Raw genomic sequence first — 12,914 nt, 5'->3', positions numbered from 1 at the left:
ATTCGCTTGAACAGCATTAAGGATTTATACTTCCTGATTAAACTTTATACTTCAAGTCCACTCTAAGAGCACGGCGGTTTATACTTGCGGTATGGCAATCTAAGTATCTCTATACTTGTAAGTATGAATTTTATAGGAGCCTTTCTTGTTAAAGGTGAATAAAAGCCGCTAAAATACGCTGCCGTACGGCTGTTTTTATATTTAAGTGCTATTTTTGGGCCGGGGAAGTTACCTCGTGTAGCGCTCCGGCATTAGTCTATACTTTACAACCTAAAACAAAGTCGATTTAAACATGTCGAACTGGAAAAATCACCTGAAATTACTGCTATTCGGTGCTGCCGTGCTGTATGGCGCAGAAGCATCCGCGCAGCAAAGCGCATCACCCAAAGGGCCCTTTATCGATAAGGCCAACATGGACTTGTCCGTAAAGCCGGGCGACGATTTTTACAACTACGCAAGTGGCGCCTGGGTAAGAAGCAACCCGGTGCCAGCCAAAGAAACCCGCTGGGGCAGCTTTAACCTGCTGCGCGATTTCAACATCCAGGCCGTAAAAGACATTCTGGATGAGGCCGCTGCCGACAAAAACGCCGCAGCTGGCTCTGTAAACAAGCGCGTGGGCGATTTCTACGCCTCTGCCATGGATAGCGCCGCTATTGACAAGCTGGGCTACAAGCCTATCAAAAAAGACCTGAAAAGAGCCGGCAAGGTGAAGAACCTGCAGGGCGTTCTGAACGAGGTGGCTTACCAGCGTACGTCCGGCGTAGGTTCTCCGATGTTCGGCTTCTACGTGGGCCAGGACCGCAAGGACCCGAACACAATGATTCCGCAGTTCAGCCAGGGCGGTACCACCTTGCCAGACCGCGACTACTACCTGAAGAATGATGCCCGTAACCAGAAAATTCAGGAAGCTTACAAAACCTACATCACGCAGCTGTTCACGCTGACAGGTACGCCGGAGGCTAAAGCCAAGCAGCATGCCGAAACTATCTTCAACCTGGAGAAGAAGATGGCCGAGGCGCAAATGGCCCGCGTGGAGATGCGTGACCCGTACAAAACCTACAACAAATTTGCCGTTGCCGATTTCAGCAAAACCACGTCTAACATAGACTGGCAGCCGCTGATGGCCAAAATGAAGGTAACCGGCGAGGACACCATCCTGGTGAACAACCCGAAGTTCTTCACAGAGCTGAACGACCTGCTTACTTCAACACCAATCGCTGACTGGCAAACCTACCTGCAGTGGAACATCCTGAAGTCTTCTGCGCCATACCTGAGCACACCGTTTGCAGACGCCAACTTTACCTATACGCAGGCCCTGACCGGCCAGAAAGTACAGACGCCACGTTGGCAGCGCATGTCTCAGCTGACAGACCGCACCATCGGTGAGTTGCTGGGCCAACTGTATGTGGAGAAGCACTTTAAGCCAGAGGCGAAGGCCAGAATGAACGAGATGATCGCCAACCTGATCAAGGCTTACGAGATCCGCATCAACAAGCTTGAGTGGATGAGCCCTGCCACGAAGGAAAAAGCACTGGCAAAACTACACGCTTTCCGTCCGAAAGTAGGTTACCCTGACAAGTGGGAAACTTACGACGGCCTGGAGATCAAGCGCGATGCATTCTTTGCCAACGTGCGTAACTCCGGCGAGTGGGGCTACAACAAAATGGTGAACCAACTGGGCAAGCCGGTTGACAGAGAGCGTTGGGGCATGACGCCTCCGACCGTGAATGCTTACTACAGCCCGGTGATGAACGAAATCGTGTTCCCGGCCGGTATCCTGCAGTTCCCGTTCTTCGACCCGAACGCGGATGACGCGGTGAACTACGGCGGTATCGGTGCGGTAATCGGTCACGAAATCTCCCACGGTTTCGACGACTCCGGTAGCCAGTACGACAAAGACGGTACGCTGCGCAACTGGTGGCAGGAAGAAGACCTGGCTAAGTTCAAAGCGAAGGCCAAGTTGCTGAAAGAGCAGTACGACGGCTACACGGTGCTGGACTCTATCCACGTAAACGGACAGCTGACACTGGGCGAGAACATCGGTGACCTGGGTGGTTTGGCTGGTGCTTACGAGGCCTTCAAAATGACCAAGCAAGGACAGTCTAACGAACTGATTGATGGCTTTACGCCGGATCAGCGTTTCTTCCTGTCGTGGGCACAAGTATGGAGAGGTAACATCCTGCCAGAGGCCGCTGCCCAGCAGATTGTAACCGATCCGCACTCGCCAGGCCAGTACAGAACTATCGGACCGCTGGTGAACATGGATGCCTGGTACGAGGCGTTTGACGTGCAGCCAGGCGACAAGCTGTACAAAGCACCAGAAGAAAGAATCAGAATCTGGTAATCCAGGTCTGAACCAAGTATAAAAAGCCGCTCCGGAAGTATAACCGGAGCGGCTTTTCTTTTTAGTGGCTATACTTTTCGGTATGGCGCGAGCGTCCACGCTCGTGACGGACTATAGTTTGGCCCTGCGGCCCAGTCGGATTACAAATCCGACCTCATAATAAGGCACAGGTTAGAAGCCCACGCCAGCAAAAGGTGCCAGCAGAAGGTGGAGTGGGCATGTTTATACTTTGTAGGGACAGGTCGTGACCTGTCCGCGCGGGAACTGAGGCTATAGCGCTTATACTTCAGCCACAGCAAATATAGGTTCCCCGCCTTAGCCAAGGAGGGGTTAGGGGTGGTTGGGATTTTTCTAAAGCACAAACGAACGAATCCCAAAGTATAAACTAAAGCCCCATCGACACCCAAACCACCAAATCCTCCTCTGAATTGGCAACGAAGTCTGAAAAGCCGTATTTTTACAAAAAATCTGAAGATATGAGCAAAGCTAACTGGACAACAGTCAAAGAATACGAGGATATCACCTACAGAAAATCAGGTGGGGTGGCGCGTATCGCGTTTAACCGACCGAATGTGCGCAACGCCTTCCGTCCGAAAACGGTGGCAGAGCTGTTCGAGGCTTTCCTGGACGCCCGCGAGGATACTTCCATTGGCGTGGTGCTGCTTTCTGCCGAAGGGCCTTCTACCAAAGATGGGGTATACTCTTTCTGCAGCGGCGGCGACCAGAATGCGCGCGGTTTTCAGGGCTACGTGGATGAGGCGGGCATGCCGCGTCTGAACATCCTGGAAGTGCAGCGCCTGATTCGTTTTATGCCGAAGGTGGTGATTGCCGTGGTTCCGGGCTGGGCTGTGGGCGGTGGACACTCGCTGCACGTTGTCTGCGACCTGACGCTGGCCAGCAAGGAGCACGCGATTTTCAAGCAGACCGATGCCGACGTGACGAGCTTCGACGGTGGCTATGGCTCGGCTTATTTGGCCAAGATGGTGGGGCAGAAGCGCGCCCGCGAAATCTTCTTCCTGGGCCGGAACTACTCTGCGCAGGAGGCCTACGATATGGGCATGGTAAACGCCGTGGTGCCGCACGAGGAACTGGAGGATACAGCCTACCAATGGGCGCAGGAAATCCTGGCTAAATCACCGACTTCTATCAAAATGCTGAAGTTCGCCTTTAACCTGACCGACGACGGTATGGTGGGCCAGCAGGTATTTGCCGGTGAGGCGACCCGCCTGGCGTACATGACCGAAGAGGCCAAGGAAGGCCGCAACGCGTTCCTGGAGAAGCGCAAGCCGGACTTCTCCGACATCAAGTGGATTCCGTAACAGCAAGTATAGCCAATTACAAAGCAGCAGGCGAGCCCAAAGGCTCGCCTGTTTTGTTTAAAGGCTTAATCAACTCCAAAGCGCCACCCAACACGCACGTCCAGGAAATCAGCCACATGGCGGTGCGCCTTTAGGTTAATGCCAAAGTATAAACCCCTCGCGGTGTGATACTCCAGTCCCCAGCGCTGGTAAACCGGGTCGCGGGCCTTGTGGGGCGAGTACACATAAATGCCGAGCATCTGGTTAAACCGGAACCTGCCGATGTAAAACTCATGCCCGGCCAGCATCGCCCCACGTCCAAAATCTGTATCCTCCTTTTTCTCCTCCAACTCGTTTTTTAAGGAAAAATCTGCCACCCACTCGGCCCCGACCGCCAGGGCGCTCAGCCTGCCCACCCGCTGGCTGGCATAGGCCGTAAGCCCCAGCAACGGAAACTTCTCGGAGGCATCGATTCTCCCATCCTTACCGGTGCCCAGTAAGGCAAACAGGTAATACCGCTCCGGCGCCTGCGGACTATACTTTTGCTGCTGGCGTTCCGGGAAATCAGCGGGGCGCAGGGCATAGTCAACCCCAACTGTGGCCATCGGGAAGTTAATGCCTTTATTGGGCTGGCGTATCCCTCCGTTGGAAATATGGCTGTACGTGCCCCCAGCCCGAAGCATCCAGGTATCATTAAGTATGTAGTTGCCCATCAGGTTTGCCGTCAGCGGGAAAGCTATTTTGGTGCTGTAAAACTGGTTCTGCGGATTGCTGATGGAGTCGTAGACATTGCTTTGGTAGGAGAGGCCGGCCCCAAACCGAAAGGACAGGCTGAAACGCCGGTGCGCCGATAGAAAAGGCTCCACATAAAGTATAAACGTATAAGCATCGCCCAGCACCTGCAGGTTATCGAAGTTGATGTAGGAGAAGGAGGCACCCAGCCGGGGGTAGCCTTGCAGGTATTGCCAGGCCTTTTCGCTTGTAAAGTGCAGGCTCAGGTCCAGTTCCAGGGCGCGGGGGTGGGAATACGATACTTCCCGGATGGCGTCGGAGTGGGGGATGATAAAGCCGTAATGGGTGCGCAGCCCCAGGTTAAGGGCAGGTTTGGTGGCCTCCGTTTGTGCTGCAACCGGTGCAGCAGGAGAGAGCAGAAAGGTAAAAAGCAGCAACAGGTACAGTGCAAGAGAAGTCTTTTTACAAAAATAGGGCATCACAAAGCTATACTTGAACGGAACCATCAGCCGCCATACTTGCTGGTGTAGGCGCTTAACCACACGGCGTGGTTGGTGAAAGTATACTTCGTAAATCCTGCGGTGGTTTTATACCAATCCCAAGTCAGTATTGCGTACATCAGTGCCCTCGCTTGCCTCTGGCGAGTGTAAGCTATAGGGCGGCCTCTGGTCGCTTTAAGTATAAGTATAAGTATAAGTATAAGTATAAGTATAAGTATAAGTATAAAGGCGGGCTCCATTAAATGACGCACACGCGCCAGAGGCGAGCGAGGGCACAAGCTAAGGCGCACAACTTGTTCAATATTGGTATTACAGGAAAACTTCGCCCTGACGTGCAGCACATCCGAGCCTAAGTGTTAGTGTAGAAAATATTGCCTTAAGCGTTCTTCAAAGGCTGCTTTCTGTCGAGGACTAAGTCTGTTAACTCAAAAACCAGCCAGGTCAAGCTCATCTGTCGGGGTATAAGGTACACGCTGGCCCATCTTTTTCTGGATTACTTTGAAGTGATGCTCTTCTTCCGGGGAGATGAGCGAAATGGCTTCGCCGGAGGCTTCGGCGCGGCCGGTGCGGCCAATGCGGTGCACATAGTCCTTGGGGGAACGCGGCAGCTCGTAGTTGATTACGTGTGGCAGAAACTTGATGTCGATGCCGCGTGCCGCCAGGTCGGTGGCTACCAGCACGCGCAGTTTGCCCGCCTTAAACTGGCGCAAGGCCTCCGTACGGGCGCCCTGACTTTTATCCCCGTGGAACGCGGCGGCCTCGATGCCATTCTTCACCAGCTTGCCCACCACGTTATTTGCCGTGCGAATAGAAGAGGCAAATACCAGCACCTGTTGCATGTCCTGTTGCTTGATGAGGTAGCGCAGCAGCGGCCCTTTACGCTCCGCGGTCACCTGATAGGCTATTTGGTGAATCAGTTCAGGTACAACGGCCTCTTCCTCTATCTTAATTTTAACGGGGTTGTGCAGGATATCGGCCACCAGAAAAGCGACTTCCTCATCCAGGGTAGCCGAAAAAAGCACGTTCTGCCGGCGGGTGGGCAGCAGGGCGAAAATATTATCCATCTCCTCCTTAAAGCCCAAATTCAGCATCTTGTCGGCCTCGTCCAGCACCAGTACTTTCACTTCAGAGAGTTGCACTGCCTGATGCTCCACCAGGTCGAGGAGGCGGCCAGGCGTGGCAATGAGCACATCGGTGCCGTGCAGCTTCATCATCTGCGGGTTAATCGACACGCCCCCGAACACCGCCATGGCTTTTACCGGGCGCGGCAGGCCGGCAGAAAAAGACTTCACTACCTCGCCCACCTGCATGGCCAGCTCGCGCGTGGGTACCAGTACCAGAACGGGCACGGCCCTGTTGGTGGTGGGCGCCTGGCGTTGCAGCCTCTCCAGAATGGGCAGTACATAACTGGCCGTTTTGCCCGAGCCCGTCTGCGCCAGGCCGAGTATGTCTTTGCCTTGCAGCATCGCCGGAATGGCCTGTTGCTGGATAGGGTAAGGGGAAGTATAATCTTGTTGCGCTACCGCTTTTACCAGCGCCGCCGATAAGCCAAGGGAAGTAAAGGACATGCGTATCAGGGTTAAAGAATGTGCCTGTAAGCGGCAAAGATACGGTTTATACTTTAGAACGACCGAAGCTCATACTTTATACTTTGCTTTCGCCAAGCATATACTTTACAGCGCCTCCAACGGCGGAACCGTCAAATCCTCCACAGGCCACTTGGCCCGTTTGGCCCCGGCCTGGTAGGCGCTTTCCAGAAAGTCGAGCAGGGCCTGGCGTGGGTTGTCGAGCAGGCGGAGCTCCTCATAGTTGAGAATGGCCATCGGGCTGCCGTTGGCATCTACCCAATGGGCTTGCTTGGGCTCTAGCGGTTCCTTATCCAGCCCTTCCGGGGAGGGGAAAGTATAGGAGTAGAAAGCCGGAAAGCGCACATCGTTATCGCCGGGCCAAAAGCCAAAGCTGATGACCTCATGCGAGTAAGCATCCTTCTCCACGGTGCTGGACTCCGGTTTAACGGGGATTTTCTTGCCTGAAAAGCGCGTCACGGTCAGGTCGAGGTGGTGCCAGTAGAGCTGCACCGGACAGGTTTTGCCGTAAAAGCGGCCGCTGAACTCTTTCAGCACCTGGTCTACGGTCACGAGCACACGCCAGTACCGGTGCACCTGCTCGGCGTTATAAGTGGCATGGTCATGGTCCTGAGCAAAGGGGATGGTACTTTTGTTGTCATAAGGTTTGGCCAATAGTTCCACCTGGATACCCAGCACTTCCAGCGCCTTCATCACCTGCAGGTAAAACGCCGACACGCTTAGCCCATCCTGCAACTTTATACTTTCTTCGGCGCCCGTGCTGGTGCGCAAAAGCAGCTGGTGCGCTATAAAATCAAACTCGCACGCAAACGTATAAAACTTGTAGGGGATTGGGCCCGTACCCAGGCCGCGGCTGGTCACGTAAAGCGTCACGTTCCACCAGTGATTGCGGCGGGGCATCAGCTTTAGCCGGATTTTGCCCACCACCTGCAGGTACAGGTGCAGCGTGTCTTTGGTTTTCTCCCACTCCCCGAGGGGCAGCGGCGGAAACTCGTCTAAAACAGGAGGACTTACAAGGGTTGAGGTCATGGCGCTTTTTTAGGATATTCCCCTGTTGTACGCAGCAATTCGGACCCGGGTGCAAGCGGAAACCGGGCCGCTGAGAAAAATTCCGTGAATATGGAGGTTAAGCTATACTTTATCCCTATATTTTGAGTTTATGAATGGAAGTGGGCGCTTACACCCTAAGTGACCCCAAATAAGGAGAAAACATGCTTATCAGTAAGGTTTCTGACCAAATAAAGAAAAGTAAATACATCAGCCGCGACCTGAGCTGGCTACGCTTCAATTACCGGGTACTGGACCAGGCCCGCGATGCCAGCAAGAGCCTTTTTGACCGGCTGAAGTTCATGGCTATTACCTCGTCCAACCTCGACGAGTTTTTCATGATCCGGGTAGGCAGCTTGTACAACTACCTCGACTACGGCAAGGAGCGCCTCGATTACTCGGGGCTGCGCGAGCTGCCCTTCCGCAAGAAGCTGCTCGACTACGCCCACCGTTTCGTGAATGACCAGTACCTGACCTTTAATAACGAACTAAAACCCCTGTTTCACAAGGGCGGTTTCGATATCCTGAAGGTGAGTGAGCTGACGGAAATAGAGCAGAAGAAGGCCGATTCATTCTTCAAGAACACGATTTACCCGCTGCTCACGCCCATGGTGTTCGACAACTACCATGGTTTCCCGCTGCTGATGAACCAGCTGCTGACCTTCGGCGTGGTAACCCGCACCACCGACGAGGGCAAGCCGCAGGACCGGGTGACGTTTGTGCAGATACCGCAGAATCTGGCGCGCTTTTACGAGATCAACCGTAAGGATAGGATCATTTTTGTGCCGATAGAGGAGATTGTGCGCTGGAAGATAAAAAAGCTTTTCCGCAATGTGGATATCGTGTCAGCGAACCTGTTCCGCATCACGCGCAACGGCGATTTTACCCTGGAGGAATCGGATGACCTGGAGGCGGACTTCGTGCAGGAGATCAAATCGAAGCTGAAGACCCGCAAGAAAGGCCGCGTGGTACGGCTGGAGATCGAGCGCAACCCGTCGCAGTTCATGATGAAGATCCTCAAGGAGCGCTGGACCATCGACAATGCTAATGTATTTACCATCAACAGCCTGTTGGATTTGCGCGGCCTGTGGCAGATCATCAACCACCGCCAGTTCCGCGACAAGGGCTTTAAGCAGCCGGCACCGGTAACGCCGCTTAGCCTGCCAAGCGATGGCGTAGATATGTTTGAGTACCTGAAGGAGCACGACGTGCTGCTGCACCACCCTTACAACAGCATGGAGCCGGTCGTGAACCTGCTGGAGCGCGCTGCCGAAGACCCGTCGGTGCTGGGGATCAAGCAGACCATTTACCGCCTGGCCGACCAGAGCCGCATCACGGCTGCGCTGTTAAAAGCTGCCGAGAACGGCAAGCACGTGTCGGTATTGTTCGAGGTGAAGGCGCGCTTCGATGAGGAGCGAAACCTGCGCGAAGGCGAGCGCCTGGAGAAGGCTGGCTGCTTTGTGATTTACGGCATCAGCAAGTATAAAACGCACACCAAGATGTTGATGATCATCCGCAAGGAAGGGGAGAAGGTAACGCGCTACGTGCACATCGGCAGCGGCAACTACAACGAGCAAACGGCCCGCTTATACTCGGATATCAGCCTGCTGACAACAAATGAGATCTACGCCCACGACGTGTCGGAGTTCTTTAATGTAATCACAGGCCACTCGCGTCCGAACGAGTACAAGTACCTGATGACTTCGCCTAAGGCGATGCGCGCCCAGTTGATGGAGCTGATCCGGATAGAGGCCCGCAATGCTAAAAAGGGCCTGAAGAGCGGTATTGTGGTGAAGATTAATTCGCTGGAGGACAAGGAGATCATTGATGAACTGTACAAAGCCTCAAAGGCCGGTGCGCCCATTAAGCTGATTGTGCGGGGCATCTGCTGCCTGCGCCCTGGCCGCGAGGACCTGAGCGAAAACATCACCGTGAAAAGTATAGTGGGGGAGTACCTGGAGCACTCGCGGCTTTACTACTTTCACAACAACGGCGACCCGAAAGTATACAGCGGCAGCGCCGACATGATGGTGCGCAGCTTCGATAGGCGTATCGAGGCGCTCTTCCTGATAACCAATGCGGAGCTGAAGCGGGAGGCAATCAACATCCTCTACTACAACCTGCAGGACAACCACAACTCCTACATCATGCGCGAGGACGGCACCTACATCAAGCGCCGACCTGGCGCCAACGAGGAAGTAGTGGACATCCACAAGTTGTTCTTCAACAAGGCCTACGCAACGGAAGAGGTCGAGCTTTTTGAGCAATTAACCGTGAACAGCTAACATCTATAATTTGTCAATTATCAGTTATCAATAAATAAAAAAAGGCTGCAGCCCTTCAGATGAAGTATACTGCAGCCTTTTTTGTTATGATAAAGCGTAAAGAGTTTACTGATAATTGTTAAATGTTTCAGCTGATGCTGTTGATAATGAAGCGATCAGGATGGTGGCGCTCGTAGAGGGCGTGCAGCATGCCGTCTTTCAGGCCAACAGTAGGCACAATCATACTTTCCAGCTTGGCCCACTTCATGGCGGAGAGGTAAATCTCAGAGGCCGGAACTATCACATCGGCCCGGTCGGGGTTGAGGAGCAGGTCGGTGATGCGTTGCTCCATGGTAAGGCTGGCAATGTAAGAGGCTACCTCCTCTATCTGCTTTCGGAAGATGGGTTTGCCCGCTGTTTTACCGGCTATTTCAAATATCTTGTTGATGTTACCGCCCGTGCCCACCGCACGCGACAGGTGATACTTTTTGGCGTTTTCCTCAATCCATACTTTCATCCTGTTCCACAGCTCCTCTGAGTCGCGGCCCTGCATGTGGCGAATGGAACCTTGCTCAAAGGACTGCGAGGCAACTTTCTGGCGGTTCACATAGATGTTAAACTCGGTGCTGCCGCCGCCCACGTCGATGTGCAGGTAGTTGCGCTGCTCATCCAGGAAGTTATAGATAACCTTGTTGATAAGTTCGGCTTCCATTTCCCCGTCTATTACCTGGATTTCCATGCCGAGCTGCTGCTGTACCCGATCGATTATCTCCTGGGCATTGAAGGCGTTGCGCATGGCCGAGGTGGCGCAAATCATGTGGTAATCCACGTCATGCACATCCAGCAATAGCTGAAAAGCATGCAGCAGCTTTACAAATTTCTCTACTTTCGGATCGCTGATGTAGCCGGAGCTGAATACATCCTCGCCGAAGCGGATAGCATAGCGCACATACTCCACTCTTTTGAAAAACACTCGCCCGTTTTGGTTAAGTACACTGGAGATCTGGCATCTCACCGCATTCGATCCGATATCTATCGCAGCTAATTTCAAAGGCAACTAAGGGTAGGTTTTGAGCCTGTAAAGTTAACAATTATCGTTTATTGTGGAGGCATAAAAGGTGAAATTGCTGGTGTTTCCGCTGTTCCGGTCCTCCTTGTCCGAAACTACTTCTGCTGTAGATTTCTAAATCCGCGCAATCATACATGCTTTTATACTTTCCGGTTTATACTTTACTAGCCCTTGCTTCCTTCCGCTTGACACAAGCAATCTTTGCTAGCCGCCGTTCATCCTCCAGCCTTACATACCTATTGTTTCATCTCCCGCTTTCTGCCCTCCCAGGCCGGGAGGCCTCGCCTTCGGGCATCGCGCGGTGTACATTTCCTTTGCTCCTTGCGTCGCAATATCGCTGAAGCGAAACCAGAAATCTACAAGGCGCTCCACCCAAAGGCTGGGATAAGGTCGATAGCTACGGCTAACGGAGCCTCAGCCAGAGTCCCCCTTTGAAGGGGGTAGGGGGATGTAATCGTTTGCAGAAATTCCCCGCCTTAGACAAGGAGGGGCCAGGGGTGGTTGGACCCGGTATTGCAGAACTCCCTCCCCTGTTTTCAGGGGAGGTTTGGAAGGGGTTTATACTTTGCAAAAGCACTGTCACAGAAGACCGTAACAGCAGACTTAACCCTTACTACCGTACACTCACCGTCTGTTGCGGATGAACCCAGCCCATTTCCCCGGCCTCGTTCCGCACAAGGTCGAAGCCCTGGTAGCTGCCAAGTATGACGATACTTTCGCCGGCGGGCAAACTGTCTTTCGCGGCGGCCTGCGGGTGTGCCTGGTCCAGCAAATCGGTATCGGAGGCGAGCTTTTTATACTTAACCGGCTGCTTGGCGGGCTCTACCACGCTGCTGGCAATGTAGGCCTCTTTCCCATCCGGCAGGGCCACCCGGTACCAATCGGAAGTGCCGCCTGTAACCTGCAGGGGCGTGTGCTGCGGCAGCGTGCGGTATACGCCCGATGTTGCTCCCGGCTGTAATCGCACATTGGCATTCCGGCTTCGTACCCGAACCCAGTTGCCCACCAACTCAGCGTTTATCTTAACAGCCGGCACCGGGGCAGTGGGTTGGTGTATGTACGGGTAAGGGTTGGTGGCACCGCGGCCGTAGCGGTAAATCCCGAAGTGCAAATGCGGACCAGTGGTGCGGGCATTGCCCGTGTTGCCGATCAGCCCCAGCGTGTCGCCTGCCTTTACCTGTTGCCCCACCTGCACCAGCTGACTGTCGAGGTGGGCATAGTACAAGCTTTGCCTGCGGTTAAGGTCGGTGAGCCATACGACTTTGCCGCCGCGTGGCGAGGTGCCTACCTGTCGCACGATGCCGTCTGATGCGGCAATGGCTGGCGTGCCGCGTTTGGCAAATACGTCAATCCCTTCGTGGCTGCGGGCACCGGCATCACGCGGGTCACCCCAGATGCTGGCAATGTGGCGGCTACTCTTGCCGGCCACCGGAAAAGCAAGTATGGGCGCTGCCTGAATGGTAACGGTATACTGCCCGCTTCGCAGCAGCTCTGGCTGCACCCGAAGTATATGTTGCTGGTCTTCCTCCACCTCATAGGCCAGTGTAGTGGCAGCCGTATCGGCAGCGACAACGTGGCTGGGCTTTCCGCCCTCTGTCCCGAACAAATCCATAAACACTTGCAACTGCTCCCGGGCCTGCACTTCCAGGTTCACGATAAGGCGCTGGCCGCGTTGGGCCGGTATGCGGTAGCCCAGTGCCCGGGGTTTGTCGGCGGCAAAGTAGCCGGTTTCCTTAAAAGGCAGGGTGATGGTAATGGAGTCCTGCAGCGCCTGCTCGCTGGCCTGTAGCCACTGTTGCCCCAGGGCCGTTTCATGCAGGTTAGCATCCTTTAGTTTGGCTGCGTATTTCTCGTGTGGCGTCTGGTGTTTAAACACACCGCGCAAGGTCTGCTGCTGGCTACAGCCGGCAAGTATAAAAATCAGAAAAGTATAAAATAGGGCGCTTGTAAAGCTGCGTCTGTTTCGATACATGTAGAGAGTGTTTTACTGAGTATAAGTAACACGGATACAGGCAAAAATGGTGCCTTTGAAAGTATAAGCTGTTGTGGTATAGTTGTTTGTAAAAGATGAGGT

The 12,914-nt window shown here is 53.9% G+C and carries 8 protein-coding genes; 3 read left to right on the top strand and 5 right to left on the bottom strand.

Annotated elements, in window-relative coordinates; translation table 11 throughout:
- Positions 1–292 precede the first annotated feature (292 nt).
- On the top strand, positions 293–2,344 hold the full coding sequence (locus tag C8N40_RS11255) for a M13 family metallopeptidase (protein ID WP_425440660.1): 2,052 nt from the start codon (positions 293–295) through the stop codon (positions 2,342–2,344).
- Between the two features lie 476 nt (positions 2,345–2,820).
- The gene (locus C8N40_RS11250; protein WP_108211871.1) at positions 2,821–3,663 is read left to right on the top strand and encodes a 1,4-dihydroxy-2-naphthoyl-CoA synthase; all 843 of its coding nucleotides are present in this window, start codon (positions 2,821–2,823) and stop codon (positions 3,661–3,663) included.
- Between the two features lie 65 nt (positions 3,664–3,728).
- On the opposite strand, the gene C8N40_RS11245 is transcribed toward C8N40_RS11250, so the two are convergent.
- The 3 genes from C8N40_RS11245 to C8N40_RS11230 form a co-directional block, all read right to left on the bottom strand.
- Entirely contained in the window at positions 3,729–4,916 is a 1,188-nt protein-coding gene (locus C8N40_RS11245; RefSeq protein ID WP_245905084.1) for an acyloxyacyl hydrolase, read from the bottom strand.
- 383 nt (positions 4,917–5,299) lie between these two features.
- Entirely contained in the window at positions 5,300–6,442 is a 1,143-nt protein-coding gene (locus tag C8N40_RS11235; RefSeq protein WP_108211869.1) for a DEAD/DEAH box helicase, read from the bottom strand.
- Positions 6,443–6,547: 105 nt separating this feature from the next.
- Complete coding sequence (locus C8N40_RS11230; RefSeq protein WP_108211868.1) at positions 6,548–7,489, bottom strand: DUF5996 family protein; 942 nt, start codon at positions 7,487–7,489, stop codon at positions 6,548–6,550.
- A gap of 182 nt (positions 7,490–7,671) precedes the next feature.
- Here C8N40_RS11230 and ppk1 point away from each other — a divergent pair, with 182 nt between their 5' ends.
- A complete protein-coding gene (gene ppk1, locus C8N40_RS11225) occupies positions 7,672–9,792 on the top strand; it encodes a polyphosphate kinase 1 (RefSeq protein ID WP_108211867.1) in 2,121 nt (706 codons plus the stop codon).
- Positions 9,793–9,919: 127 nt separating this feature from the next.
- On the opposite strand, the gene C8N40_RS11220 is transcribed toward ppk1, so the two are convergent.
- Together C8N40_RS11220 and C8N40_RS11215 are read right to left on the bottom strand one after the other, a co-directional pair.
- Positions 9,920–10,822 (bottom strand): Ppx/GppA phosphatase family protein, encoded by a 903-nt coding sequence (locus C8N40_RS11220; RefSeq protein WP_108211866.1) that lies wholly within the window; start codon positions 10,820–10,822, stop codon positions 9,920–9,922.
- Between the two features lie 631 nt (positions 10,823–11,453).
- Entirely contained in the window at positions 11,454–12,812 is a 1,359-nt protein-coding gene (locus C8N40_RS11215; RefSeq protein ID WP_245905083.1) for a M23 family metallopeptidase, read from the bottom strand.
- Positions 12,813–12,914 lie beyond the last annotated feature (102 nt).

Source organism: Pontibacter mucosus, assembly GCF_003054055.1.
Classification (GTDB): Bacteria; Bacteroidota; Bacteroidia; order Cytophagales; family Hymenobacteraceae; genus Pontibacter; species Pontibacter mucosus.
The sequence above is the reverse complement of the archived record's forward strand: the minus strand, read 5'-3'. Positions and strand labels throughout refer to the sequence as shown.

Excerpts from the sequence above, each read along its gene's own strand:
- C8N40_RS11255 (WP_425440660.1), top strand. The coding sequence starts at position 293 with ATGTCGAACTGGAAAAATCACCTGAAATTACTGCTATTCGGTGCTGCC.
- C8N40_RS11250 (WP_108211871.1), top strand. The coding sequence starts at position 2,821 with ATGAGCAAAGCTAACTGGACAACAGTCAAAGAATACGAGGATATCACC.
- C8N40_RS11235 (WP_108211869.1), bottom strand. The coding sequence starts at position 6,442 with ATGTCCTTTACTTCCCTTGGCTTATCGGCGGCGCTGGTAAAAGCGGTA.
- C8N40_RS11230 (WP_108211868.1), bottom strand. The coding sequence starts at position 7,489 with ATGACCTCAACCCTTGTAAGTCCTCCTGTTTTAGACGAGTTTCCGCCG.
- ppk1 (WP_108211867.1), top strand. The coding sequence starts at position 7,672 with ATGCTTATCAGTAAGGTTTCTGACCAAATAAAGAAAAGTAAATACATC.
- C8N40_RS11215 (WP_245905083.1), bottom strand. The coding sequence starts at position 12,812 with ATGTATCGAAACAGACGCAGCTTTACAAGCGCCCTATTTTATACTTTT.